The 24,074-nt window shown below is 71.1% G+C and carries 21 protein-coding genes and 2 pseudogenes; 6 read left to right on the top strand and 17 right to left on the bottom strand.

Going from position 1 to position 24,074, the window contains the following annotated elements; genetic code table 11:
* The first annotated feature begins 104 nt into the window (after window positions 1–104).
* Window positions 105–1,547 carry an MFS transporter gene (locus ACZ69M_RS30345; RefSeq protein WP_470054759.1) on the top strand — a complete coding sequence of 481 codons (1,443 nt, stop codon included), beginning with the start codon at window positions 105–107 and terminating at the stop codon, window positions 1,545–1,547.
* On the opposite strand, the gene ACZ69M_RS30340 is transcribed toward ACZ69M_RS30345, so the two are convergent.
* The 5 genes from ACZ69M_RS30340 to ACZ69M_RS30320 form a co-directional block, all read right to left on the bottom strand.
* Complete coding sequence (locus ACZ69M_RS30340) at window positions 1,544–2,560, bottom strand: 1-aminocyclopropane-1-carboxylate deaminase (RefSeq protein ID WP_470054757.1); 1,017 nt, start codon at window positions 2,558–2,560, stop codon at window positions 1,544–1,546. The genes ACZ69M_RS30345 and ACZ69M_RS30340 overlap by 4 nt on opposite strands.
* A gap of 13 nt (window positions 2,561–2,573) precedes the next feature.
* A complete protein-coding gene (locus ACZ69M_RS30335) occupies window positions 2,574–3,224 on the bottom strand; it encodes a GntR family transcriptional regulator (RefSeq protein ID WP_470054755.1) in 651 nt (216 codons plus the stop codon).
* An 84-nt stretch (window positions 3,225–3,308) separates the two neighbouring features.
* Window positions 3,309–4,892, bottom strand: a complete 1,584-nt coding sequence (locus ACZ69M_RS30330; RefSeq protein WP_470054753.1) for a TROVE domain-containing protein — start codon at window positions 4,890–4,892, stop codon at window positions 3,309–3,311.
* A gap of 508 nt (window positions 4,893–5,400) precedes the next feature.
* Window positions 5,401–6,852 (bottom strand): alkaline phosphatase PhoX, encoded by a 1,452-nt coding sequence (locus ACZ69M_RS30325; RefSeq protein ID WP_470054751.1) that lies wholly within the window; start codon window positions 6,850–6,852, stop codon window positions 5,401–5,403.
* Between the two features lie 811 nt (window positions 6,853–7,663).
* A complete protein-coding gene (locus ACZ69M_RS30320) occupies window positions 7,664–9,091 on the bottom strand; it encodes a hypothetical protein (protein WP_470054749.1) in 1,428 nt (475 codons plus the stop codon).
* A gap of 961 nt (window positions 9,092–10,052) precedes the next feature.
* On the opposite strand from ACZ69M_RS30320, the gene ACZ69M_RS30315 reads away from it, so the two are divergent.
* Window positions 10,053–11,879 carry an endonuclease/exonuclease/phosphatase family protein gene (locus ACZ69M_RS30315; protein ID WP_470054747.1) on the top strand — a complete coding sequence of 609 codons (1,827 nt, stop codon included), beginning with the start codon at window positions 10,053–10,055 and terminating at the stop codon, window positions 11,877–11,879.
* Window positions 11,880–11,978: 99 nt separating this feature from the next.
* On the opposite strand, the gene ACZ69M_RS30310 is transcribed toward ACZ69M_RS30315, so the two are convergent.
* The 4 genes from ACZ69M_RS30310 to ACZ69M_RS30295 all read right to left on the bottom strand — a co-directional run bounded on the left by ACZ69M_RS30310 (window position 11,979) and on the right by ACZ69M_RS30295 (window position 14,282).
* Window positions 11,979–12,713 (bottom strand): SRPBCC family protein, encoded by a 735-nt coding sequence (locus ACZ69M_RS30310; protein WP_470054745.1) that lies wholly within the window; start codon window positions 12,711–12,713, stop codon window positions 11,979–11,981.
* 20 nt (window positions 12,714–12,733) lie between these two features.
* Entirely contained in the window at window positions 12,734–13,393 is a 660-nt protein-coding gene (locus ACZ69M_RS30305; RefSeq protein ID WP_470054743.1) for an ArsR/SmtB family transcription factor, read from the bottom strand.
* Between the two features lie 77 nt (window positions 13,394–13,470).
* Window positions 13,471–14,139 carry a hypothetical protein gene (locus tag ACZ69M_RS30300; protein ID WP_470054741.1) on the bottom strand — a complete coding sequence of 223 codons (669 nt, stop codon included), beginning with the start codon at window positions 14,137–14,139 and terminating at the stop codon, window positions 13,471–13,473.
* Complete coding sequence (locus ACZ69M_RS30295) at window positions 14,136–14,282, bottom strand: hypothetical protein (RefSeq protein ID WP_470054739.1); 147 nt, start codon at window positions 14,280–14,282, stop codon at window positions 14,136–14,138. Before ACZ69M_RS30295 ends, ACZ69M_RS30300 begins: the two co-directional genes overlap by 4 nt.
* A 168-nt stretch (window positions 14,283–14,450) precedes the next feature.
* Here ACZ69M_RS30295 and dapA point away from each other — a divergent pair, with 168 nt between their 5' ends.
* On the top strand, window positions 14,451–15,377 hold the full coding sequence (gene dapA / locus ACZ69M_RS30290) for a 4-hydroxy-tetrahydrodipicolinate synthase (RefSeq protein ID WP_470054737.1): 927 nt from the start codon (window positions 14,451–14,453) through the stop codon (window positions 15,375–15,377).
* Here the strand turns inward: dapA and ACZ69M_RS30285 are convergent, their stop codons facing one another.
* Together ACZ69M_RS30285 and ACZ69M_RS30280 are read right to left on the bottom strand one after the other, a co-directional pair.
* Window positions 15,378–15,857 (bottom strand): hypothetical protein, encoded by a 480-nt coding sequence (locus ACZ69M_RS30285; protein WP_470054735.1) that lies wholly within the window; start codon window positions 15,855–15,857, stop codon window positions 15,378–15,380. It lies immediately after the preceding gene.
* Window positions 15,823–15,990: pseudogene (locus ACZ69M_RS30280) on the bottom strand (SigE family RNA polymerase sigma factor); the annotation flags it as partial. The pseudogene ACZ69M_RS30280 and the gene ACZ69M_RS30285, both read right to left, overlap by 35 nt.
* 411 nt (window positions 15,991–16,401) lie before the next feature.
* On the opposite strand from ACZ69M_RS30280, the gene helR reads away from it, so the two are divergent.
* Window positions 16,402–18,570, top strand: a complete 2,169-nt coding sequence (gene helR, locus ACZ69M_RS30275) for an RNA polymerase recycling motor ATPase HelR (protein ID WP_470054733.1) — start codon at window positions 16,402–16,404, stop codon at window positions 18,568–18,570.
* Here helR and ACZ69M_RS30270 read toward each other — a convergent pair.
* Window positions 18,560–18,964 carry a DUF1330 domain-containing protein gene (locus tag ACZ69M_RS30270; protein WP_470054731.1) on the bottom strand — a complete coding sequence of 135 codons (405 nt, stop codon included), beginning with the start codon at window positions 18,962–18,964 and terminating at the stop codon, window positions 18,560–18,562. The genes helR and ACZ69M_RS30270 overlap by 11 nt on opposite strands.
* A 114-nt stretch (window positions 18,965–19,078) precedes the next feature.
* On the opposite strand from ACZ69M_RS30270, the gene ACZ69M_RS30265 reads away from it, so the two are divergent.
* Entirely contained in the window at window positions 19,079–19,555 is a 477-nt protein-coding gene (locus ACZ69M_RS30265; RefSeq protein ID WP_470054729.1) for a hypothetical protein, read from the top strand.
* A gap of 176 nt (window positions 19,556–19,731) precedes the next feature.
* Here ACZ69M_RS30265 and dapD read toward each other — a convergent pair whose 3' ends face one another.
* From dapD to ACZ69M_RS30240, 5 genes and pseudogenes are all read right to left on the bottom strand, one after another.
* Window positions 19,732–20,721, bottom strand: coding sequence for a 2,3,4,5-tetrahydropyridine-2,6-dicarboxylate N-succinyltransferase (dapD, locus tag ACZ69M_RS30260; RefSeq protein ID WP_470054727.1), 990 nt, complete (start codon window positions 20,719–20,721; stop codon window positions 19,732–19,734).
* A 148-nt stretch (window positions 20,722–20,869) separates the two neighbouring features.
* Window positions 20,870–21,409, bottom strand: coding sequence for a TetR/AcrR family transcriptional regulator (locus tag ACZ69M_RS30255; RefSeq protein ID WP_470054725.1), 540 nt, complete (start codon window positions 21,407–21,409; stop codon window positions 20,870–20,872).
* Window positions 21,409–21,729: a DMT family transporter gene (locus ACZ69M_RS30250; RefSeq protein WP_352048571.1), complete on the bottom strand. Its 321-nt coding sequence runs from the start codon at window positions 21,727–21,729 to the stop codon at window positions 21,409–21,411. The genes ACZ69M_RS30255 and ACZ69M_RS30250 overlap by 1 nt, the downstream gene beginning before the upstream one ends.
* 64 nt (window positions 21,730–21,793) lie before the next feature.
* Window positions 21,794–22,447, bottom strand: coding sequence for a sulfotransferase family protein (locus ACZ69M_RS30245; RefSeq protein ID WP_470054722.1), 654 nt, complete (start codon window positions 22,445–22,447; stop codon window positions 21,794–21,796).
* Between the two features lie 224 nt (window positions 22,448–22,671).
* Window positions 22,672–22,719: pseudogene (locus tag ACZ69M_RS30240) on the bottom strand (hypothetical protein); the annotation flags it as partial.
* A gap of 319 nt (window positions 22,720–23,038) precedes the next feature.
* Here ACZ69M_RS30240 and ACZ69M_RS30235 point away from each other — a divergent pair.
* The gene (locus ACZ69M_RS30235) at window positions 23,039–24,013 is read left to right on the top strand and encodes an AbfB domain-containing protein (RefSeq protein ID WP_470054720.1); all 975 of its coding nucleotides are present in this window, start codon (window positions 23,039–23,041) and stop codon (window positions 24,011–24,013) included.
* Window positions 24,014–24,074: the final 61 nt, after the last annotated feature.

Raw genomic sequence — 24,074 nt, 5'->3', positions numbered from 1 at the left:
GTATCTTAGCGAGGGTTAAACGGAGACAGTCCCCGCTTATCTCGCGGGCAGTCCGTGCTGCCCGTGTGCACCTTCGTCCGGGGACGCCAGACCGGGAGAACACCGTGTCCACCTCGTCTACGCCGTCCATCACCACCGACGCTCTCTCCGCACCACCCCAACCCGCCAGGCTCGGCGCCGTCCTGTTCGTCATCGTCACCGCCTACCTGATGGTCGGCGTGGACTCCACGGTCGTCAATGTCGCACTGCCCGACATCCAGAAGGACCTTCGCTTCAGCCCGACCGGCCTGTCCTGGGTGCTCAACGCGTACACCCTCACCTTCGGCGGCCTGCTCCTCCTCGGCGGCCGGGTCGGCGACATCGCGGGCCGCCGCCGCACCCTGACCATCGGCGTCCTGCTCTTCGCCGGATCCTCCCTGCTCGGCGGTCTCGCCACCGAAAGCGCCTGGCTGCTCACCGCCCGCGCCCTCCAGGGCGTCGGCGCCGCCCTCACCGCGCCCAGCACCCTCGCGCTGATCACCACGAACTTCCCCGACGGCCCGCGCCGCCACCACGCTCTGGGCATCTACGCGTCGATGGCGGGCATCGGCGCCTCCATCGGCCTCGTCCTCGGCGGCATGCTCACCTCCTGGGCGTCCTGGCGCTGGGCCCTGCTGATCAACGTACCGATCGGCATCGCGGTCGCCGTCGCCCTGCCCCGCTTCGTCACCGAGACCCCGCGCCACGCGGGCCGGTTCGACGCGGCGGGGGCACTCACCGGCACGGCCGGGATGACCTCGCTGGTGTACGCGTTCATCCGGGTCTCGGAGGCGGGCTGGTCCGACACTCAGGCACTGCTGGGCTTCGGTTCGGCGGCGGCGCTGCTGATGGGCTTCACGTTGATCGAGTCCCGCGCGGACCAGCCGATCATGCCGCTGCGCCTGTTCGTGAGCCGCAACCGCGCGGGCGGCTACGCGGGCGTACTGCTGCTGCCCGCGGGCATGTTCGGCGCGTTCTACTTCCTCACCCTGATCTGCCAGCAGGTCCTGGGGTACAGCCCGCTCCGCGCGGGGTTCGCCTTCCTGCCCATGACCCTGGCGATGTTCACGGTCGTACGCTTCGTGCCCCGCCTGCTCGCGCGGCTCGGCGCCAAACCGGTGCTGCTCACCGGCATGGCCCTGCTCGTCGTCGCGGCCGCGTGGCTGTGGCGGCTGCGACCCGACGACGGCTACCTCACCGGCCTGTTCGGCCCGCTGGTGCTGATGGGCGTGGGCGTCGGCCTGAGTTTCATGCCGCTCAACGCGACGATCCTCGCGGGCATCGAGCCACGCGAGGCGGGCGCCGCCTCCGGCCTGCTGCAGACCCTGCAGTGGCTCGGCGGCACCCTCGGCCTCTCCATCCTGGTCACGGTCTTCGGCACGGCGGCCCGGCACGCGCACGGCTCCCCGTCCGACATCCTCACCGAGGGTGCCGCCCGCGCGTTCGGCATCGGCTCGCTGATCGCGCTGACCGCCCTGCTGGTGTCGGCGTTCGTGATCACCGGCAGGAAACCCCAGAGGGGTGCCTAGAACAGCGCGCTGTACGCGTTCAGCGCGGGCTGCCCGCCCAGGTGCGCGTACAGCACGGTGGAGTCGGCGCCGATCTCCCCGCGCGCGACCAGGTCGATCATCCCGGCCATCGACTTGCCCTCGTACACGGGGTCGGTGACCATCCCCTCGGTGCGTGCGGCGAGCCGCATCGCCTCCAGGGTGGGTTCGTCAGGGAGGCCGTAGACACCGGCGTGGTAACGCTCGTCCAGCTCGACGTCGTCGACGGTCAACTCCCGCTTCAATCCGATCAGCTGTCCTGTCCGCTGAGCGATGCGGGCCACCTGCTCGCGGGTCTCGGCAGGCTTGGCCGAGGCGTCGATCCCGATCACCCGCCGCTCGCGCCCGCCCGCCTCCTCGATCGCCCGGAACCCGGCGACCATACCGGCCTGCGTGGACCCGGTCACCGAGCACACGATCACGGTGTCGAAGAAGACACCCGACTCCCGTTCCTGCTCGGCCACCTCATAAGCCCACCCGGCGAACCCCAGGCCTCCCAGCGGATGGTCCGACGCCCCCGCCGGAATGGCGTACGGCTTGCCGCCGCCCTCCTCGACCTCCCGCAGCGCCTGCTCCCAGCTCTCCTTGAAACCGATCCCGAACCCGGCCCGCACGAGCCGTACGTCGGCCCCGGCGAGGCGGCTGATGAGGATGTTGCCGACCTTGTCGTACACGGAGTCGGGCCACTCCACCCAACTCTCCTGCACGAGCACGCACTTGAGCCCGGCGCGGGCGGCGACGGCCGCGACCTGGCGGGTGTGGTTGGACTGCACGCCACCGATCGAGACGAGGGTGTCGCAGCCCTGGGCGAGCGCGTCCGCGACGAGGTACTCCAGCTTGCGGGTCTTGTTCCCGCCGTAGGCGACACCGGAGTTGCAGTCCTCCCGCTTGGCCCACAGGGAGGCACCGCCGAGGTGCTTCGTCAGGCGCTCCAGCGGATGCACGGGCGAGGGCCCGAAGAGCAGGGGGTAACGCTCGTACGAGGAAAGGGACATGGGTCCTCCCGCATCAGGGTTCGGCATCGGCCAGGTCTTCGAGAGCGCCCCAGATCTCCGCGGTGACGCGGACGGCGGCGGCCACGTCCCCTTCGGCGCAGGCGTCGATCAGCTCGTCGTGCAGGCCCGCCGAACGGCAGTTGCCGCCCTCACCGAAGCGGCGTCGTTCCAGACGGCGGATCAGCGGGGTGTAGCGGGCGACGGTGGCAGCGGCGGCACGATTGCCGCTCACCCGCACCAGCACGTCGTGCAACGCGTCGTCGGCCGTCAGAGCGGCGTCCACGTCACCGGCGCGCACAGCGTCCGCGAAGCGCACGTTGGCCTCGCGCATCACCTCGATGTGCGGCGCTTCGAGCCGGGGCACCGCCGTGCGCGCGGCCAGCTCGTGCATGGCGCCGACCACGGCCGCCGCGTCCCGTACATCAGCGGCCACCAGGGGGGTCACCCGCGTGTAGCTCTGCGGCTTGGACTCCAGCAGCCCCTCGTCGACCAGCCGGGAGAAGGCCTCGCGCACCGGCGCCCGCGACAGCCCGAGCAGCTCGGCGAGCCCGGCGTCGCGCACCACCGCGCCCGGTGCGAGCTCACCGGCCACGATGGCGTCCCGTATCGCTTCGTACGCGCGGTCCCTCAACAGGGTCCGGCGCACGGGTCGTATCGCCTCCATGAACTGAAATGTTAGATATCAGTTCCCGCTGCGCACAAGAGTGCGGCCCGCACCGAAGTACGGGCCGCACTCACGCGCGATCGGTCATCCGGCCCACGGCCAGTCGGCGTCGCGCGCCGACTCCAGCAGAGGAACCATCCGGAAAGCAGCGTCCGAGAGCCCCCCGAACGTGTGGCGGTTGCCCGTCCCGGACGGGCCGTGGCCCGCCCGGTAGCCGGCCAGGTTCCAGGTGTAGACCGGGACGTGCGCCGGGACCTGCTCGGTCGGGTCGCCGTAGTGGCTGTAGGTGGCCTGCTCGTCGGTGACGATGAGCACCCGGTCGTGCTTCCTGTAGTGCGCGCGCACCGCCTCGCTCGTGTTGGTGCCGCCGAGGTCGCCGAAGCGCTCCAGCACCTTCAGCACCGACTCGCCCTTCTTGACCTTCAGCTGGTTGCTGCTCGTGCCGAACTCGACGAGATCCGCGTCCGCCGCCCGCAGCGCGAGCGCCGTGCCGAAGATCGCCGCCGCGTCGGCCCGGTTGAGCTCCGAGCGCTCCGACAGCCGCGAGTAGAACATCGAGCCGGACCGGTCGACGAGCACGAGCGTGCGTCCGGGCAGCGCGGGCACGTTCGCCAGCGAGTGGCCGAGCGCCTGCTCCAGCGGGTACGACCAGCGCAGCGAGGGCGCGTGCTGGTACGCGGCGAGGTAGCGGAAGGGGAACTGCCGCGAGCGCGCCACCTCCGCCGGGTCGCTGATCCTGGCGGCGACCTGAGCCGCCACCTCGTCGCTCACTCCCGCCTCGTCGAAGTTCCGCAGGTTGCGTACGAGCGCCATCGCGCCCATGGACGGGATGACGGCCTCCCAGGCCGCCTTTTCCATCGGGCCCTGCAGCCAGCCGGCCAGTGCCTCCCACGTCATCCCCGCCTCCGCGAGGCGCCGCGCACCGTGCGCGCCGGTCACGACCTTGCGCCGCTTGGCGGGCCGCAGCTCCATCAGGTCACGGTGGGCCACCACGACGGGCAGCGACTTGGGCACCACGGCCGTGTCCGGGTGGTGCCGCCGGTCGAGGGCGTACTGGAACAGGTCGCCCTGCCACGGCTTCGCCGGATCGGGTGCCGCGTGCACCAGGTTGAGGATGTCGCCGAAGCGGTAGCCCTTGGCCGCCGTGTCGTACTTCAGCAGCGACTTCTCGCCGTAGAGCCGGCGTACGGCGTCGGCGATGCCCCGCTTGACGGGCTTGGGCACGTTGCGGCCGTACCGGGCGGTCCAGTAGGCGAGCAGCTCGCCGGGCTCGTCCGGGCGGCGCAGCACGGAGGCGATGACCTGGCGGTTGGCCGGGCCGTCGGTGGCGCCCGCGTCGAGGCGTGCCTTCACGTACTCGGCGGCGCCCACGAGTGAGGCCGTCCGCAGGTTGCCCTCGCCGCGCAGCCAGCCCAGCAGGGCGGCCGTCCACGAGGGGTCGGCGACGGCGAGCTCGCGCACGAGCGCGGCGAACCGGTCGTCGCGGGCCTCGCCGGTCTCGTAGAAGGTGTTCTGCGAGACGAAGTTGGCGATGGCCAGCAGGAAGAGCTCGGAGCGTGCGTCGCGCTCCTGGCCGCGGCCGCCCTGGTGGGTGCGCAGCACGCGGCCGGTCGACGTCACACGGGAAGTGGGCTGCGCCTTGGCCGCCTTGGTGTTGAATCGCGCCATGATGAATTCCCCCGAATTCGTTCTACGACTTCGTTCCGCGACGGTGAAGTCGTGTTTCGGAGGGAGGCGCAGCAAATGGAGGGGGCCCGAGTTCAGGGGTCGGCGACGGACTTAGCCAGATGCTCTACCCAATTGAGCTACACCGACCCGAAGTCGATGACGGGACTTGAACCCGCAACCGTCCGATCCAATGAAGTAACCGTTGCCTGCGCACCGGGCACCCACCATGAGCTGCGCCTCCCGAGATCAGGTCGGCGGCGGCATGGATTCTGTTGGAGAGAAGTAGCCGCAGCCTGCGCACCGGGAGGTGCATGAAGTTGTGGTGTCCAGAGTTCAAGGCCGGCGGAACCGACATAGGTGCTCTAACCCCTGAGCTACACCGGCGCGTTGTACCGGTGACGGGACTCGAACCCGCGGCCGCCCCATTATCAGTGGAAGTAGGTCCTGCCTTCGCACCTGGACGTGCACCACCTTAGGAGGGCGGCCGCGGTTCGAGCCATTGAATTAACTACCCGCGCTTCTGGCGCTTCCAGGGGCCGGTGATGGCGAGCATGATGCCGGGCTCCTGGATGTTGGCGAAGAGGGTCCTGCCGTCGGGCGAGAAGGTGACGCCGGTGAACTCGCTGTAGGCCGGCTCGGCTTCGGTGCCGATGTTCAGTTCGTTGCGGGCGATCGGGTAGGTACGGCCGCTGTCGGTGGCGCCGAAGAGGTGCTGGACGCCCTCGCCGTCCTCGGCGATGACGAGGCCGCCGTAGGGGGAGACGGTGATGTTGTCGGGGCCGTCGAAGGCGCCGTCCTTGGACGGGTCGGGGTTCACGCCGAGCAGGACCTTGAGCGTCAGGGTGCGGCGCTTGGGGTCGTAGAACCAGACGGCGCCGTCGTGCTGGACGGGGCTCTCCCCGCGGGCGTACGAGGAGACGATGTACGTGCCGCCGTCGCCCCACCACATGCCTTCGAGCTTGCGGGCGCGGGTGACCTGGCCGTCGGTGAACTGCTTGCGGACGGAGACGGTCTTCGCGTCACGGTCCGGGACGTCGACCCAGTCCACGCCGTACACCGTGCCGATCTTGGTGGCGCGGGAGAGGTCGTCGATGAACCGGCCGCCGGAGTCGAAGCACTTGAAGGCCTGGAGCGCGCCGGCGTCGTCGGCGAGGGTGGCGAGCTGTCCGTGGCCGTGCTCGAAGCCCTGCGGGGGCGTCCAGCGGTAGAGGAGGCCGTTGGGGCCCGAGGCGTCCTCGGTGAGGTAGAGGCGGCCGCGCTTGGGGTCGACGACGACGGCCTCGTGGGCGTACCGGCCGAGTGCCTTGATCGGCTTGGGGTTCCGGTTGCGGCGGCGGTCGACGGGGTCGACCTCGAAGACGTAGCCGTGGTCCTTGGTCATGCCGTTCTGGCCGGCCTTGTCCTCGGTCTCCTCGCAGGTGAGCCAGGTGCCCCAAGGGGTGTTGCCGCCCGCGCAGTTGGTGGAGGTGCCCGCGACGCCGACCCACTCGGCGACCTTGTCGTGGCGCACCTCGACGACCGTGCAGCCGCCGGACGCGGCCGGGTCGTAGACCAGGCCCTCGGTGAGCGGCACGGGGTACTTCCAACTGGCGCGGGGGCCCTTGAGCTCGTGGTTGTTGACGAGGAGGGTGGCGCCGCGCGGTCCGTCGAAGGTGGAGGTGCCGTCGTGGTTGGACGGCGTGAACTCACCCGAGTCCAGCTTCGTACGGCCGCTGTAGGTGATGACACGGTAGGAGAATCCGGCGGGCAGCGCGAGCAGGCCCTTCGGGTCGGGGACCAGCGGTCCGTAGCCGACACCGCCGTGCCGGTCCGTCGGCTCGCCGTCCTCCCCCACGCTCTCGGTGTCGGTGGACGCGAGGGCGTTCGGAGCGGTGGCGAGGGCGCCGACACTGCCGGCCAGGACGATACCGGCGCCGGTCAGCGCGGATCGACCGGCGAAGTCCCTGCGGGTGAGCGACATGGGTGTCTCCCGTGACGGTGGAGGATGACCGTGGAGGGTGGCCGAGGGCATTGCGGCCACACCGTCCCGCCCACGCCTGAACGCCGGTTGAACACCGGGCGACTTCACCGCACTCGGTTCCATGAATCCGTAAGGCCCCACCCACAGAAACCAAAAGCCCTCCGGACGGGGGAACGGGGAGAGCCCTCCGGGGCCGGGAACGAGCGCCGCTCCCGGGGACGGGGAACGGGCGGAGCCCTCCGGGCCCGGGATCAAGCGCCACTGCCGAGGCCGGGGGACCGGGGGAAGCCCCCGGGGCCGGAGAACGGGCGCCCCTCCCTCGGGACCGGGGAACGGGCGACACCCCACCGGGGCGAGGAACAGGCAAACCCCCGGCCGGGGAAGCGTGCCCCTCCCGAGGCTGGAGAGCGGGCGAAGCCCACCGGGCCGAGGCACGGGCAAAGCCCCTACCGGGGCTGGAGAACGGGCGCCTCCTCTGGGCCGGAGAACAGGCGACACCCCACCGGGGCCGAGAAAGAGGCGAAGCCCCCACCGCCGGGGGAATCGCCCCTCCCGGGAGCTGGGGATCGGGCGAAGCCCCCCACCGGGGCTGGGGAACGGGCGCTCCTCCCAGGGCCGAGGAACGAGCGCCCCGTCAGAGCCGAGGAACGGGCGCCCCCTCGGGACCGGGGAACGGGCGAAACCCCACCGGGACTGGACAACGGGCGAAGCCCACCGAGGGCAAGGAATGGGCGAAGCCCCCTCGGAGCCGAGGAACGGGTGCCCGTCGGGGCCGGGGGCAAGGGAAGTCCCTCGGCCGGTCCCGGCCCGCTCAACCCCCTTGCTGCGAGCGTGCCTTGAACGCGGCCTTGCGGGCCTCCTTGGCGACCTTCTTGTCGGGGTGGAGGCGGCCCATCGCCTCCAGGACGTCCGGGGTGGCCGGGTGGTCGACGCGCCAGGCCGCGGCGAAGAAGCCGCCGTGCTGCTGGGCGAGCCCCTCGACCAGCCCCTGCAACTCGGCGGAGTTGCCCTCGGCGGCGAGCTGCGCGGCGATCGTGTCGATGGTGAGCCAGAAGATCATCGCCTCGGACGGCGGGGGCACGTCGGCGGCGCCGTGTTCGGAGAGCCAGACCCGGGCGAGTCCGCCCAGTTCGGCGTCGTCGAGGACCTCGCGCAGCGCGGGCTCGGCCTCCAGGCCGACGAGCGAGAGCGCCTGCTGACAGTGCAGCCTGCGCAGCGGCGCCCCCGCGTCGCCACCGCGCGCCGCGGCGAGCAATTCCCTTGCGGCGGGCAGGGGTTCACGCCGGGCGAGCCACTGCTCGGTCTCGGCCCGGGCGGCGGTCGGCGGGAACGCGGCGGTGCCGTCCAGCAGCGCGTCCGCGCCCTTGTCCGCCAGGTCGCCCACCGCGGGGGCGGTGAGACCGGACTCCAGCAGCCGTGCCCGCAGCCCGTACAGACCCAGCGGTGTCAGCCGTACCATCCCGTACCGCGACACGTCGGCGTCGTCGGCGGCGGCCGAGGACTCCTCGTCGGTGTCCGCCATCAGGGTCTCGTCGACCGGCTGGAAGTCGACGAGGCCGACGGGTCCGAGCAGCCGGAACTGGTCGTCGAGCCGCATCATCGCGTCCGACACCTGTTCCAGTACGTCGTTGGTGGGCTCCCCCATGTCGTCCGGCACGATCATGGACGCGGCGAGGGCCGGCAGCGGTACGGGGCTTTCGCCGGCGCCGCCCTCGCTCACGGTCAGCAGGTACAGATTGGCGAGCACTCCGTCCAGGAACTCGGCCTCGGCCTCGGGGTCCCAGTCCAGCGAGGAGAAGTCGATCTCCCCGCCGCCATCCACCGCGTCGACGAGGTCGTCGAGGTCGGGCACGCTCGCGTCGGCCAGTACGGTCTCCAGGGCGGTCAGCCACACCCCGAGGACGTCCCGCGGCGCTCCGGAGGTGAGCAGCGCGAGGTCCGCGCCCGCGGCGACCGCGCCCTCCTCCTCGTCCACGATCTCGACGAGCCCGGTGTCGACGGCCACCCGCCAGGCCTCGCTGGCCGTCGCCGCCGCGTCGTCGCCGGTGAGCCCGAGCGCGTCGGCCGCCCCGGGAAGCTGGTCCTCGACGAGTTCGCCCCCGGCGCCGACCCGCGTGTCCGGGCCGGCCCAGCGGGCCAGCCGTGCGGCGCGGGAGAGCAGCGGTGTGGCGAGCGCGTCCCGCGCCAGCTCCGCTTCGGAAGTCAGCCGCACCGGCGGCAAGGGGGAGCTCTCTGACATCGGCTGGGTTCTCCTCCGAACAATCAGGACCCGAACAGCGGGATCGAACGGCCCCAACGAGCGGAACCGGGCGACCCGACCGGCGGGACCGACCAAGCATGACAAGCAGGAAACGCAGTACAAGCAGAACAAGCATGACGAGCGGAACAAGCGTGACATCCACCGGGGTCCGGCAGACCATCCACCGGACCCGGCAGCACACCCTCCGGATCCGACGGATCACCACCGCGCCCCGCCGACGCACCCCGGTTCCGGCGGCACACCCGCCGGATCCGGCAGATCACCACCGCGACCAGGCGGCGCACTCCCCGGAACCAGCGGATCACCACCACACCCCGGCAGCACACCCCCGGCTCCGGCGGCACACCCACCAGGGCCAGGCAACGCACTACCCAGCCCCGGCAAGACGCCCACCAGGGCCGGCAGCACACCCGCCTGCCCCAGCAGTACGCCCACCGAGCCCGGCAACACATCCACCCGACCCAGACAGAACGCCCACCAGAGCCCGGCAGCACATCCACCCGGCCCAGCAGTACATCCACCGAGCCCGGCAACACATCCACCCGACCCAGACAGAACGCCCACCAGAGCCCGGCAACACATCCACCCGAGCCGCAGGACACCCACCGAGCCCATAAGGACATCGCCCCGCAGGATCCGGCGCGCCCGTGGACCGCCCCCGGACCCGAGGATCCGGACGCCGCACCGGAAAGTCGCGTCGACGGCTCAGCCTAGACGGATTTCCACCCATGCCGCCCGGTTCATGTCCCTGTCAGGAGTTGTACATCACTCCATCCTTGACAACTCCCCTTCCCACACACGAGATTGACGCGCGTAGAAGTTCAGCGGGGCACCCGTCTCACCAGCTTCTACGCGCGTCACCGACCCGCACACAGGTCGCGCTACCCCCACACGTTCCACCCTCGTCCCGGCGCTCATGTAAGTCCCCGGAGGGATTCCCTTGCCGAGCAAGAGAACCGCGCGCATCGGCGCGCTGACCGTAGCCGCGGTCTGTTCCACCGTCTCCGCCGTGGTGCTGACCGCACCCGCCCACGCGGACACCGTCCACATCCACGACATCCAGGGCACCACCCGGACGTCCCCCTACGCGGGCCAGAAGGTCACGGACGTGGCGGGCATCGTCACGGCCCTGCGGACCTACGGTTCGTCCCGGGGTTTCTGGATCCAGGACCCGACCCCGGACGACAACCCGGCCACCAGTGAGGGCGTCTTCGTCTTCACCAGCTCCACCCCGAAGGTCGCCGTCGGCGACTCGGTCACCGTCACGGGCACCGTCTCGGAGTACGTGCCCGGCGGCGCCTCCTCCGGCAACCAGTCGCTGACGGAGATCACCAAGCCGACGATCACGGTGCTGTCGTCCGGCAACGCGGTCCCCGCGCCCACCGTCATCGACAGCCGTTCCGTGCCGGCCGCCTACGCCCCCGCCGGTGACACGGCCGCGAGCGGCTCGATCAACGCGCTCGCCCTGGAGCCGACCAAGTACGCCCTGGACTACTACGAGTCCCTGGAGGGCATGAACGTCCAGGTCGCCGACACCCGCGTGGTCACCGCCACCGACCCGTACAGCGAGCTGTGGGTCACGGTGAAGCCGCACGAGAACGCCACCCGCCGCGGCGGCACGATCTACGGCGCGTACACCTCGCAGAACACCGGACGCCTGCAGATCCAGTCCCTCGGCTCGACCGCCGACTTCCCCGTCGCGAACGTCGGCGACCAGCTCGCCGGCACCACCGCGGGCCCGCTCGACTACAACCAGTTCGGCGGCTACACGCTCGTCGCGAGCCAGTTGGGCACCCTGGAGAAGGGCGACCTGAAGCGCGAGACGACCCGCAAGCAGTCGCGGAGCGAGCTGGCCGTGGCGACGTACAACGTCGAGAACCTGGACCCGGGCGACGGCACGTTCGCCGCCCACGCGGCCGCGATCGTGAACAACCTCCAGTCGCCCGACATCGTGTCCCTGGAGGAGATCCAGGACAACAACGGCGCGAAGGACGACGGCACGGTCGCCGCCGACCAGACGGTGAACAAGCTGATCGACGCGATCGTCGCGGCGGGCGGCCCGAAGTACGACTGGCGCTCGATAGACCCGGTCAACGACAAGGACGGCGGCGAGCCCGGCGGCAACATCCGCCAGGTCTTCCTCTTCAACCCGGAGCGGGTCTCCTTCACGGACCGCGCGGGCGGCGACTCGACGACCGCCGTCGGTGTCACCAAGGTGCACGGCAAGGCCCAGCTGACGGCCTCGCCCGGCCGCATCGACCCGGCCAACACGGCCTGGACGTCCAGCCGCAAGCCGCTGGCCGGCGAGTTCGTCTTCCGTGGCAAGACGGTCTTCGTGATCGCCAACCACCTCAACTCCAAGGGCGGTGACCAGGGGCTGACCGCGCAGTACCAGCCCCCGGCCCGCAGCTCGGAGACCCAGCGTCATCTGCAGGCGACGGCGGTGAACTCCTTCGTCAACGAGATCCTCAAGGCGCAGAAGAACGCCGACGTGCTCGCCCTCGGCGACATGAACGACTTCGACTTCTCGGACACCACCAAGATCCTCGAGGGTGACGGCGAGCTCTGGTCGGCGATCAAGTCGCTGCCGAAGAGCGAGCGTTACACGTACGACTACCAGGGCAACCAGCAGGTCCTGGACCAGATCCTGGTCAGCCCGTCGATTCGCAAGGGCTGCGACTTCGACTACGACAGCGTGCACATCAACTCGGAGTTCTCCGACCAGATCAGCGACCACGACCCGCAGGTACTGCGGTTCCGGCCGTAGGTCTGCAGGTCTGTAGGGGCTGTGGATGAGGCCACAGCCCCTGAGAGCGAAGAGCCCGGCCCCGTCGTCCGGGGGGCCGGGCTCTTCCCTTGCCCGAGGTCAGGCGGCGAACGCCTCGTTCAGCCAGCCCTTCCAGGCGGTCTCGTTGTGCTTGGCGTCGGCGTCGGACGCGAAGTCGTGGACACTCATGCCGACCGGGGCGCCCCAGTGGTTGCGCCCGAAGAAGCGGATGAGGGCGTTGTCGGTGCGCAGCCCGATGAAGTACGGGTTGCGGTAGTCGACCACGGCGTCGAGGAGCTGCCCCTCGGGTCCCCGCGCCTGCACCCGCGCACCCTCGGCCGTGTCGTCCGCGAGGCCGAGCGCCCGCCCGACGGCGGCGAAGGCGTCGGACGCCGTGGACGCGCCGGGCCCGTCGAAGGTGGCGAAGGCGACCGGGCGCCCCGCGAAGTGCGTCACGTACTCGCGCAGGGTGTGCAGGTAGAAGTCCGTGTGCTTGCTCGCGCCGTCGTACTGGTTGTCCCAGTCCTCGACGAAGATTCCGCTGTGCACGTACCGCATCCATGACCCTCGGCCGTCGTCGCGCGGCTCGATGGTCTCGTCGATCTGGTTGAGGGTCTGCTGGGAGATGCCCTCGACGTTCTCGACCAGGCTGGTGAGGCGGTGCGGCGGGTCCCAGTTGGTGAGCGTGGAGCCGAAAGGCCCGCTCCCGCCCTGGCGCGGCTCGAACTCCATCGGCCACAGCCAGCCGCCGGTACCGGTGGTGATCGCCTCCCACATCTGCTCCGGGGTGGCGTCGACCTCGAACTCGCGGGCGATCTCGAATTCCTTGGACATGGTGGTGGTTCTCCTGTGGTTCAGTCCTGGCCGGGCGGGGTCGAGTCCACCGCGATGGCTTCCGGCTCGGCGGTGACTTCCGGCTTGGCGATGGCTTCCGGCTTGAGCGTCGGGTGGACGGCGACGACGATCCGGTGGTCGCGCCCGCCCTCCGCGTTCCCGTCGTGGTACTTGCGGATGAGCGCGCCGACGCCTTGCGTCAGCTCCTCGATGAACGCGGCCCGGTCGGCGGCGGAGGCGAAGGTCACCTCACCGTCGAGCGCGTAGGTGGCGAGCCGCTTGCGGGCCTTCGCCGCGCCGGTGATCAGCGCCCCCACGTCCCGGACCAGCCGGGCGCCGACGGCGAGCAGCCAGCGGGCCGAGAGCTGATCCCGGAAGCGGTCCGGGTCGGGCTGCACGGCGGCGAGGGCGAGCGGCGAGATGACGTACGACGCCGCGGTCGCGCGCATCAGCCGCTCGGTGACATTGCCCTTGCGGCGCTCGCCCGCGAGCTCGACCAGGCCGTGCCGCTCCAGCGCCTTCAGGTGGTAGTTCACCTTCTGCCGCGGCAGTCCGACCTTTCCGGCCAGCATGGCGGCCGACGCCGGCCCGGTGGCCAGCTCGGCCAGCAGCCGGGCCCGTATGGGGTCAAGCGAGACGGCGGCTGCCTCGGCGTCCTCGATCACGGTCACGTCCAACATGACTCCACCGTCCCACCGAAAACTTTTTCTGTCCAGACGAGTCAAGTCGTCGGGGAACAGTCGTCGGAGAAGGCGACTCAGCCCTGCGGCCCGCCCTCGTCGAGACGTGCCAGTTGGGTCTGGAACCAGTCCAGCCGGGCCTGCAGCAGTGCCGCCTCGGCCACGAGTTCGGACACCCCGAGCCCGGCGGGCAGATCCCCGACCACGGCCCCGCTCCCGGCGCGGACCCGCAGCCCGTCACCGGCCAGCCGCACGAACCCCGCCAACGACAGGGACGTACGACCGCGTACGCAGCCCGCGCAGGCCGCCGCGAGGGCGCGCCAGCCGGGGCGCCCCCAGCCCGCGTCGGCGAGCGCGGCGGCCACCGCGCCGCAGGCGCAGGAACCGACCGTCGCGCTCCGCACCCGCTGGCGGGCGTAGCGGAACCCCTGTTCGAAGCGGATGTAGGCGCCGAGGACGGAGACCTCCAGGAGGACGGCCGCCCGGTGCTCGGCGGTACAGAGCATGGCCTCGGCCGTGGCCGAGTCGTGCACGCAGTGGAAGCCGCAGTCGCAGCGGCGGTGCGGCGCCCGGTGCCGCAGTCCGTAGACGCAGCGCGCCTCGTCCAGCACTCCGTACGGCACCGCGCCGCCCAGGGAGACGCCGGTGAACCCGGCCCGGGTGCCGTCCTGGGACAGCACCGGGTGGGCGATCTTGTATCCGGTCGGCGGCTCCGTCGGGCGTTCCTCGGGGAGCCGCAGCCTCATCGGGCGACCGGGACCTCTTCGGGCGCGGACGCCTCCAGCTCCTCGATCGCTTCGGGAAGCTCCTCGGGAAGGTGGGGATTGTCTTCGTCCGCGCGAGTCCGCTCTTCCGCGACTCCGGTGGCGAGTGCCTTGCCCAGCCTCATGACGCCTCCCGCGATCTGCCGTCGACTTCCGTCCCCGCCATGGTGACCCATGAGGGGCCGGGTTGGCACCAGGGCCTCGCGAAAGCGGCCACATGGTAGCAGCGCTTCTCTTTACCTCGTAGAAGAATTAAGTGGAGCTTCACAGTGGAGTTGCCGAGACTAACGCGTATGACGACCTCGGCCCCCTCCGCCCCTCCGCCCGCTTCTTCCCCCACTCCTCCCTTCGGCCGTGCGCTCTGTGCGATGGTCACGCCCTTCACCGAGGCGGGCGCGCTCGACCTCGACGGGGCGGGGCGGCTCGCCGACCGGCTGGTCCGCGCGGGCTGCGACGGCCTGGTCCTGTCCGGCACCACGGGCGAGTCCCCGACCACGACCGACGCCGAGAAGTCCGCGCTCGTACGCGCCGTGCGCGAGGCGGTCGGCGACCGGGCCGTGATCGTCGCGGGGGTCGGCACCGCCGACACGCGGCACACCGTCGAACTGGCCCTGGCGGCCGAAAAGGCGGGCGCGGACGGCCTGTTGGTCGTGACGCCGTATTACAGCAGGCCTCCGCAGGACGCCGTCGAGGCCCACTTCCGGGAGATCGCCGACGCCACCGGACTGCCGCTCACGCTGTACGACATTCCCGGCCGCACCGGCACCCGCATCGAGCCCGACACCCTGATCCGGCTCGCCGAGCACCCCCGGATCGTGGCCGTCAAGGACTGCGCGTACGACCTCCTCGGCACCCAGAAGGTGCTGGCCCGCACGGAGTTGGCGTACTACGCGGGCTGCGACGAGCAGGTGCTCGCGCTGCGGGCGGTCGGCGGAACCGGGTACATCAGCACGGTGGCGAACGCCGCCCCGGGCCCCTTGCGCGCGATCCTCGACGCGTTCGAGGCGGGGGACACGGCGGAGGCGGCCCGCCGGCAACAACGCGCTGTCCCGCTCATCGAGTCGATGATGGCGTCGGGCCTGCCCGGCACGGTCACGGCCAAGGCCCTGCTCGCCCGGCTCGGCCTGCCCGCGGGTCCGGTCCGCCCGCCGCTGCGGCCCGCCGGCCGAGAGGTGGCCGACGGACTGCTGGCGGCGTACGAGGAGTTGGCGGCCGCCTGATCAGCGCCTGGCGAAGACCGGTGTCCAGCGCCCGGCGGCACCGTCCTGGCCGCCCCGGAATCCGCTCAGCGGTACCTCCTTGCCGCTGCCCGGGGCGACGACCACGAGCCGGTTGTGGAACTCGTTCGAGCCCGGCGTGATGTCCCAGGCGATCAGGCGCTTGTTGTCGACCCAGGCGAGCAGTTGCTGCCCGCGTACGGTCGTGATCCGCCTGCCGGTGACGGGGTCCAGGATCGCGGAGGCGGTGGCTTTCTTGCCGCCCGCGAAGTCGCCCGCGGCGCGCCTGCCGTCCGGGGACAGCCGCGCGTCGACGTACCAGGGCAGGTGCTTCTCGTTCGCGGGTGCCGGAACCTGGTGGCCCCGGAAGTCGTAGAAGTACTGGCCCGGTGTCGTGGTGAACCCGGTGTGGACCAGGCTTCCGTCGTGGCTGAAGCCGAAGTCCTGGCGGTCGTTGAGGCCGCGGCCGTCGCCGGGCGGCACCTCGCAGGGCGTTCTGCGGCAGATCCTCGGCGGCGTGCCGGTCGCCGCAGCTGAGCAGCACGGCCGTCCTCAACCGCGTGGACGACCGATTCGCCACGAACTCCCGGAAGCTCTTCCGCGCTTCGGCATCCATCGTCACCTGCGTCTTCCCCGGGGGTCTGCTCCGACGGCCCTCACGGCCCGCCCCTGTACCCCCTTGTGACGCGTGTGACCGCCCGCCGCTATGCCCCGGGGCCACGATCAATTCCACGCGGATGAAAGAGAAAGGCGACAAGAGAAAAGGCAAGGAGGTGATGACCCACTCCTTGCCACTCTCAACTTATAGCGCACCGGGGGGCTTGCGGCAAGGCCCCCGTCGTGCCGCAGAATCTCCGGCCGAGGCCGGAATCGACGAGGAGTCCGTAGCGCCGCATGTCCGCATGAACCCCACGGGACCGCCCCGTCAGAACCCCGCACACAAGAACCCGCACACGCCGGTCCACACGCCTTGCCACGCGCAAGGGTCACGAGCGACCTCACCTTCGCAGCATTCGGAGCCAACGACGTGAACCCCCTGACCACCAGCGCGTTCGACCTTCCCGGCCGCCTCTCTGCCAAGGCCGACCCGACACTGATCGCCGGCGACGAGCGGCACTTCGCGGCCCTCGCGGAGTGCCTGGAGCAGTCGATCGCCGAGCTGACCGAACACCTCGACGCCGCGCGCAGGGCGCCCGGCGGCCTCGGCCGGCAGGCGATGGACCGGGACATGGAAATCCACCGGCTGACCGCCCGCCTGCGCGCTCTGCGTCGCTTCGGTCTGGACCTGTGCCTGGGGCGCATGGTCGGCGCGGACAGCCCCGAGCCCCTGTACGTCGGACGACTCGGCCTCACGGACAGCACGGGTCGTCGGCTGCTGACCGACTGGCGCTCCCCCGCCGCCGAGCCGTTCTTCGGAGCCACCCACGCCAACCCGATGGGGCTGGCGAGCCGCCGCAGGTATCGCTGGACGCGCGGCCGGATCGGCGACTACTGGGACGAGGTGTTCACCTCTGACGGGTTCGCCGGGCACGCCGCGCTCGACGACCAGTCCGCCTTCATCGCCAGCCTGGGCGGCGACCGGTCGGGGCGGATGCGGGACGTGCTCGGCACCATCCAGGCCGACCAGGACGCCATCATCCGCGCGGGATCACGCGGCGCTCTCGTCGTCGACGGCGGCCCGGGTACAGGCAAGACGGTCGTCGCCCTGCACCGCTCCGCCTACCTCCTCCACTCCGACCCGCGCCTCGGTCACCGCCGGGGCGGCGTGCTGTTCGTCGGCCCGCACCGGCCCTACCTGGCCTACGTCGCCGACGTCCTGCCCAGCCTCGGAGAGGAGGGCGTGCAGACATGCGTCCTGCGGGACCTGGTCGCCGAGGGGGCCGCGGCGACGATCGAGGCCGACCCGGACGTGGCCGCCCTGAAGTCGTCCGCGAACCTGGTGAAGGCGATCGAGACGGCCGTCAGGTTCTACGAGGAGCCGCCCGCCAAGGGGATGACGGTCACGACCCACTGGTCCGACATCTGGCTGAGCGCCGACGACTGGGCCATGGCGTTCGAAGCGGCGGAACCCGGTACTCCGCACAACGAGGCCCGCGACCAGGTCTGGGAGGAGCTGCTCGCGATCCTGGTGGACAGGCACGACGACGCCTCGGCGCATGACGACGACGTCTCGGCGGACCTGCTCCGCACGTCGCTGCGGCGGAACAGGGAGCTGCTCCTGGCCTTCAACCGCGCGTGGCCGCTGCTCGAAGCGGCCGACCTCGTCTCAGATCTGTGGTCGGTACCCGCCTACCTGCGCACGTGCGCACCCTGGCTCGGCCCCGACGAGGTCCGGAAGCTGCAGCGCGCGGACGCCCAGGCCTGGACGGTGTCCGACCTGCCGTTCCTCGACGCGGCACGGCAGCGGCTCGGCGACCCGGAGGCGGCGCGGCGCAAGCGTCGCGGCGAAGCCGCCGTGGCCGCCGAACGCGCGCGCAGGGCCGACGTCATCGACAGCCTGCTGCAGAACGTCGTGATCGACGAGAGCGAGGGCGCGCTGGGCATGCTGCACGGGCAGGACCTGCGCGACACCCTGGTCGACGAGAGCGCGCTGCCCGGCACCGAACCGGACCTGCTGGCGGGCCCGTTCGCGCACATCGTCGTGGACGAGGCCCAGGAGCTGACCGACGCGGAGTGGCAGATGCTGATGCTGCGGTGCCCGTCCCGGAGCTTCACCATCGTCGGGGACCGCGCCCAGGCCAGGCACGGGTTCACGGAGTCGTGGCGGGAGCGGCTCGAGCGGATCGGGCTCGACCGGATCGAGTCGGCCTCCCTGAGCGTCAACTACCGGACGCCGGAAGAGATCATGGCGGAGGCCGAGCCGGTCATCCGGGCCGTGCTCCCGGACGCCAATGTGCCGACCTCCATCCGCAGCGGCGGCGTTCCCGTCGTCCACGGATCCGCCGCGAATCTGGGTTCGGTCCTCGACACCTGGCTCGCCACGCACGCCGACGGGATCGCCTGCGTCATCGGTGACCCCTCATTCCGGCCGACGTCCCGTGTCCGTTCGCTGACCCCGGAGCTGTCGAAGGGGCTCGAGTTCGACCTGGTCGTCCTCATCGACCCGGAGGCGTTCGGCGAGGGCATCGAAGGAGCGGTCGACCGCTATGTCGCGATGACCCGAGCGACCCGGCAACTCGTCGTCCTCACGAGCTGACGAAACCCTTCCCCGCACCCGGTGACGAACCCTCGGTGCCCGAGGGCTGCTCCGCAGGCAGGGCCTCCCGCATCGCCTTTGCGGTGGCGGTCGGGTCGTAGCCCTCGGGGACTCCTTCGACCAGGATGATCTCGCCGTCGATGTGCCGCGACCGCAGCGGTGCGATCTCCTGGTATGCGGGTGAGTCCCACCAGGCCCGCGCTTCGGCGATCCCCGGGAACCCGATCACGACGACGTGCCCGGGCCAGCTGCCCTCCTTCACCTCGTGCTGCGCGGCGTGCACGAGAAAGCGTCCGCCGTACGGCTCGAAGGTGGTGGGGATGCGTTCGATGTACTCGGCGATCTCCGGGTGCGCGGCAGCCTCTTGCAGGTGAGCAATGGCGTAGGCGGGCATGGTGGTCCTTCCACTCGGTCGGGCTCCGTACGCTGGAAGCCTGGCATGCGGGCACACCCCGGTCGATGACCTGAGAGGTAGGCGGAGATCAGCCCATGACGTCACATCAGGCCAATGCCGCGTAGGTCCCCGCGCGAACTGAGGGCCACCGTGCCCGACGGGCCGAGCGATGGCGCGGCGAGCACGCTGCTCATCAGCGCGTGTCCTGGGCCGCCGGCGTGTGCTGCCGTGCACACGTACCTCTTCGTCGACGGCCTCGACGTGGTCGCGCGCAGCGACGGCAGAATGGCCGGCCTCGATCCGAGGCGGCTGCTCCGCCCGGGCGGACCGCTGTGTCCGACGGATACGCCGCGCACGGTGGCCGTGGCGGCCCAGGAGCAGCCCGAGCCAGGGCCGGACATGCTGACCATCCGGGTCCGGCTCCGGGGCGAGACGGTCATCTGGTCCGGCCTGATGTACCCGGGCCTCGATGGCAAGGTGGTCGAGGAGGCTCGCTTCCGCCTGGAGCAGTACCTGGGCGAGGTCGAGCGCGCGTACGCGGCGTTGAAAGATCCGCGTGCGGTGTCGGCCGAGCCGCTCCGGCACCGCTGAGGTCGAGCCGGCGCAGGCATGAGGACGGGTGCCTGGAGTGGCAGCGAGCGCCCTCCCGGCCGTCCTGGGGCCGTGGGAGGGCGCTCGATGGTGACCAGCGTCGACAGCCGCCGACAGCTCGGCAGCAGGTCAGGGCGTTGATCGAGAGGGCGGCCGCAGGTCACGGCCGCCGCTGATCAGTTGTGGCTGTGCAGAATCTCGTTCAGGCCGCCCCACACCGCGTTGTTCGGCCGCGCCTCGACGGTTCCGGTCACCGAGTTACGGCGGAAGAGGATGTTCGACGCACCGGACAGCTCGCGGGCCTTGACGATCTGCCCGTCGGGCATGGTCACGCGGGTGCCCGCGGTGACGTACAGCCCCGCCTCGACCACGCACTCGTCGCCGAGGGCGATACCGACGCCCGCCTCGGCGCCGATCAGGCAGCGCTCGCCGATGGTGATGCGGACATTGCCACCGCCGGACAGGGTGCCCATGGTGGAGGCGCCACCGCCGATGTCGGAGCCGTCGCCGACCACGACACCGGCCGAGATGCGGCCCTCGACCATCGACGTGCCGAGCGTGCCCGCGTTGAAGTTCACGAAGCCCTCGTGCATCACGGTGGTGCCCTCGGCGAGGTGCGCGCCGAGCCGGACGCGGTCGGCGTCGGCGATCCGGACGCCCTTGGGGGCGACGTAGTCCGTCATGCGCGGGAACTTGTCGATGGACGTCACCTGGAGGTGCAGGCCCTCGGCGCGGGCGTTGAGGCGCACCTTCTCGACGTCGTCCACCGCGACCGGGCCGAGCGAGGTCCAGGCGACGTTGGCGAGGTGACCGAAGATGCCGTCCAGGCTCTGGCCGTGCGGCTTCACGAGGCGGTGCGAGAGCAGGTGCAGGCGCAGGTAGGCGTCGTGCGCGTCGATCGGCTTCTCGTCCAGTGAGGCGATGACCGTGCGGACCGCGACCACTTCGACGCCCCGGCGGGCGTCGGGCCCGATGGCTTTGGCGGCGCCTTCGCCGAGCAGCTCGACGGCACGCTCGGCGGACAGCCGCTCGGTGCCGGCCGGGCCGGGTTCGGCGGTCAGCTCGGGCGCGGGGAACCAGGTGTCGAGGACGGTGCCGTCGGCCGTGAGGGTGGCGAGGCCGGCGGCGACGGCGCCGGTGGTGCGAGTAGCAGTCGTGTCGGTCATGGGTGAAACCTAACGTGGCCCGGGGCGCACGAGCGAACCGGTGCACCCGCCATCTCACGTGCCGGGCGCCCCGTACGCCCCTCCGCGGGACGCCCGGCAGGACCCCGCCCTCGCACCCCCGCGCGTGCCCCGCCCCGGCCCCTCCCACTCAGCCGATCACCCGCCCCAGCACCTCCCGCGCATACCCCTCGTCGTACGAGGCCCCCGTCAGCAGCACCTGCAGACAGATCCCGTCCACCAGCGCCACCAGCGCCCTCGCGGTGACGGGGTCGGTACGGCGGGCGAGGGGTGCGGCGAGGTCCTGGACCCATTCGGCGGCGACGGGGCGCAGGGCGGGTCGGCGCAACGCCGCGAGGTAGAGCTCGTACTCCAGCTCCACCCCCGTACGGTCGCCCGCGAGCCACTCGCCCATCAGCCCGGCGAGTTCACCGGCGAGGTCGGCCCGGGGGTCCTCCAGCGCGCCGCGCGCGGCGATCACCTTGGCGAAGCCCTCGTTCGCCTGGCGCAGCGCGGCGACCATGAGCTCGTCGAGGGTCTTGAAGTGGTACGTGGTGGAGCCGAGCGGCACATCGGCCTCGGCGGCGACGGTGCGGTGGCTCAGCCCGGCGAGTCCTTTGGCGCCCACGACCCGGATCGCCGCGTCGATGATCCGCTGCCGCCGCTCGGGGTCGTAGCGGCGCGCCGCCATCAGTGGGCCCCGCCGAGGTTCAGCACCACGACCCCGCCGATGATCAGCAGTATCCCGGCGACCTTGGTGAGGTTGAGCGCCTCGCCGAGGAACACCATGCCGATCGCGGCGATGACGGCGGTGCCGGCGCCGGCCCAGATCGCGTAGGCCGTGCCGACCTGGACGGTCTTAAGGCACTGCGCGAGCAGCACGAAGGCGATGACGTATCCGAGGACGGTCACCAGCGAGGGCCAGAGCCTGCTGAAGCCCTCGCTGTACTTCATGGCGGTCGTGGCGGCCACCTCGGAGGCGATGGCTCCGGCGAGCAGTGCGTATCCCATGTGTACGAGTGTACGCATCGATGCGTACGCACGTACACAAGGAGCGCGGGCCCCTCGCCCCAGCTCACCCCGTGGCCGGCCGGCAGGCCACCGGCCCCGGTTCGCGTACCCGCGCCAGGCGGTCGAGCGTCCGCCGCTTGGCGTGGGCGGCCCGGCGCAGCACCTCCACCCGCCGGTAGCGCAGCAGTTCGGCGGGGTCGGGGCGGACGGCTCCGGCGAGTTCGTAGCCGTACGAGGTCAGCCGTTCGCCCAACACGGCCTCGCTCAGTCGTATTTGACCGGGCGTCAGAGCGGTGGTCCAGGTGCCCGCCCGGGAGGTGTCCAGTGCGCCGCGGGTGCGCCGGTGCCAGGTCTTGCGGGCGGGTACGGCCATGCCGGCGACGCGGTGCGGTTCGGTCATCCCTGGGGCGTACTCCTCGCCCAGGAACCCGCACACGCCCCGGAGTTGACCCGCGGGATCGGCCAGACGGTCCTCGAAGCGAAGTTCGTACCAGCTGTCCGGGCCCAGTTCGCGCGCGTACTTGCGGGTGGTGTCCACGACCTGTGCCCAGGTGGCCACGGCCTCATGGAATCCCCGGTGCCACCAGGGCATCCGGAGCAGCGAGGCGACGCAGTCCCGGCCGTCCCGTACGAGGTGGACGAACTGCGCGTCGGGGAACAGCCGCAGGATCTCCGCCACGTGCAGGGCGTACGCGGGCCGCTTGTCGCCCCAGCGCACCTTGCCGTGCTCCTCGGCAAGGTGCGCTGGGGCTCGTGGAAGCGGGTCTCCCTGCGGCCCGTGATCCAGCGCGCGAGCCCGGCCCGGTTGTCGCGCTCCGCCAGATCGCCGAACGCCAGCCGTCCTTCGTAGGCGGGGAGCACGATGGGGGTCCCCCCCATGCCCTTAAGGCTATGGGGGAGCGTTTCGGGCGGCAGGGCGATCCGTGGATGCGCGTGCAGCATCAGCTGGAGAAGCGTGGTTCCCGAGCGGGGGCAGCCGAGGACGAACACCGGACGTGTGGGGGTGGGTTGCACAGAAGCGGACACGACCTCACGCTGTCGCGCCCCGATGAGCCCGGACTTGGATCACACCGAGAATGCAATGTGAAGCCACCACGCCCATGAAATCCCATGAACCCCCATGAATCCCCGCGGGGCCATGGGGATCAGTGGGGAAACGGCTGCTCAGAAGTCACCAAGTCCACTACTGTTTCACCAGTCGCGCACCGGGTTTCCACGGCTACCGCCGTTCCGTGTGCCTGCGCCCCCTCTTGTGCTGAGACCAGTAGACGAATCCGCGTGCGCCTTGGGCGACGCTGGAGGAACGCGCATGCCAGAAACAACGCCAGAGTCCGAACCCGAGCCCGGGCCCGACCAGCCCGTGCCCACTTCGGAGGAACCCGCCTGGCGCCCCACCCCCCAAGGCACTCCCTATCCTGCGGAACTGCCTCCCTTCGTCGAGCCGCCGGTGCCCTGGGAGTCCGGGGAGTTCCCGGACGAGGGACGACTGCCCGGAACCCGGCGGCTGTGGATGGCCGGCGGACTCGCGGTGGCGGTACTCATCGCCACCGCGACCGCGATCGCCGTACTGGACAGCAACACTGACGCCGCGTCGAAGAACCGGGCGGACCACACCGCCTCCGACACCGACGTCCCGTTCATACCCGGCTTCTCCGCCTCGGCCGACGGCAGCACCACGGCCCCGGCAGGCAAGAACGCCCTGTCCTCCCCGCGGCACTCCGGCTCCACCTCCACCGCGTCGGACTCGGCCTCGCCGGGGCCCTCGGAACAGGGGTCCGACGACAAGCCCGTCGCCGGCACCACCGAGCCGTCGAAGACCGCCTCGTCCAGCAAGCCTCCCGAGTCCAAGCCCGTCTCCTCGCGGAAGTCGCTCCAGTCGGTCAACTACCCGAACCGCTACTGGCATCTGAGCAACGGCTTCGTACGGCTCGATCCGGTGGATTCGGGCAGTTCGGGCTCGACCAAGCAGGACGCGAGCTTCAAGGTGGTGGCGGGACTCGGCAACTCCAACTGCTACTCCTTCACCACCGCCGACGGCGCCTATCTGCGCCACCGCAACTTCTTTCTGCGCGCCGAGCGCAACGACGGCTCCGACCTCTTCCGGAACGACGCCACCTTCTGCCCGCGGACGTCCCCGTACACCGGCGCCGTCATGCTGGAGTCGATCAACTACCCGGGCCGCTATCTGCGCCACCGCAACTTCCAGCTCCGCCTGGACAGAGACGACAACAGTCAGCTCTTCCGCGCGGACTCGGCGTTCCGTGTGGTGAACGGCTGGTCCTGAACGCAGGAACACCTGTGGCCCCCGGCGAACCGCCGGGGGCCACAGACGTGTGCGAGGGTGT

It is taken from the genome of Streptomyces sp. NPDC107454 (assembly GCF_055582885.1).
The sequence above is the reverse complement of the archived record's forward strand: the minus strand, read 5'-3'. Positions and strand labels throughout refer to the sequence as shown.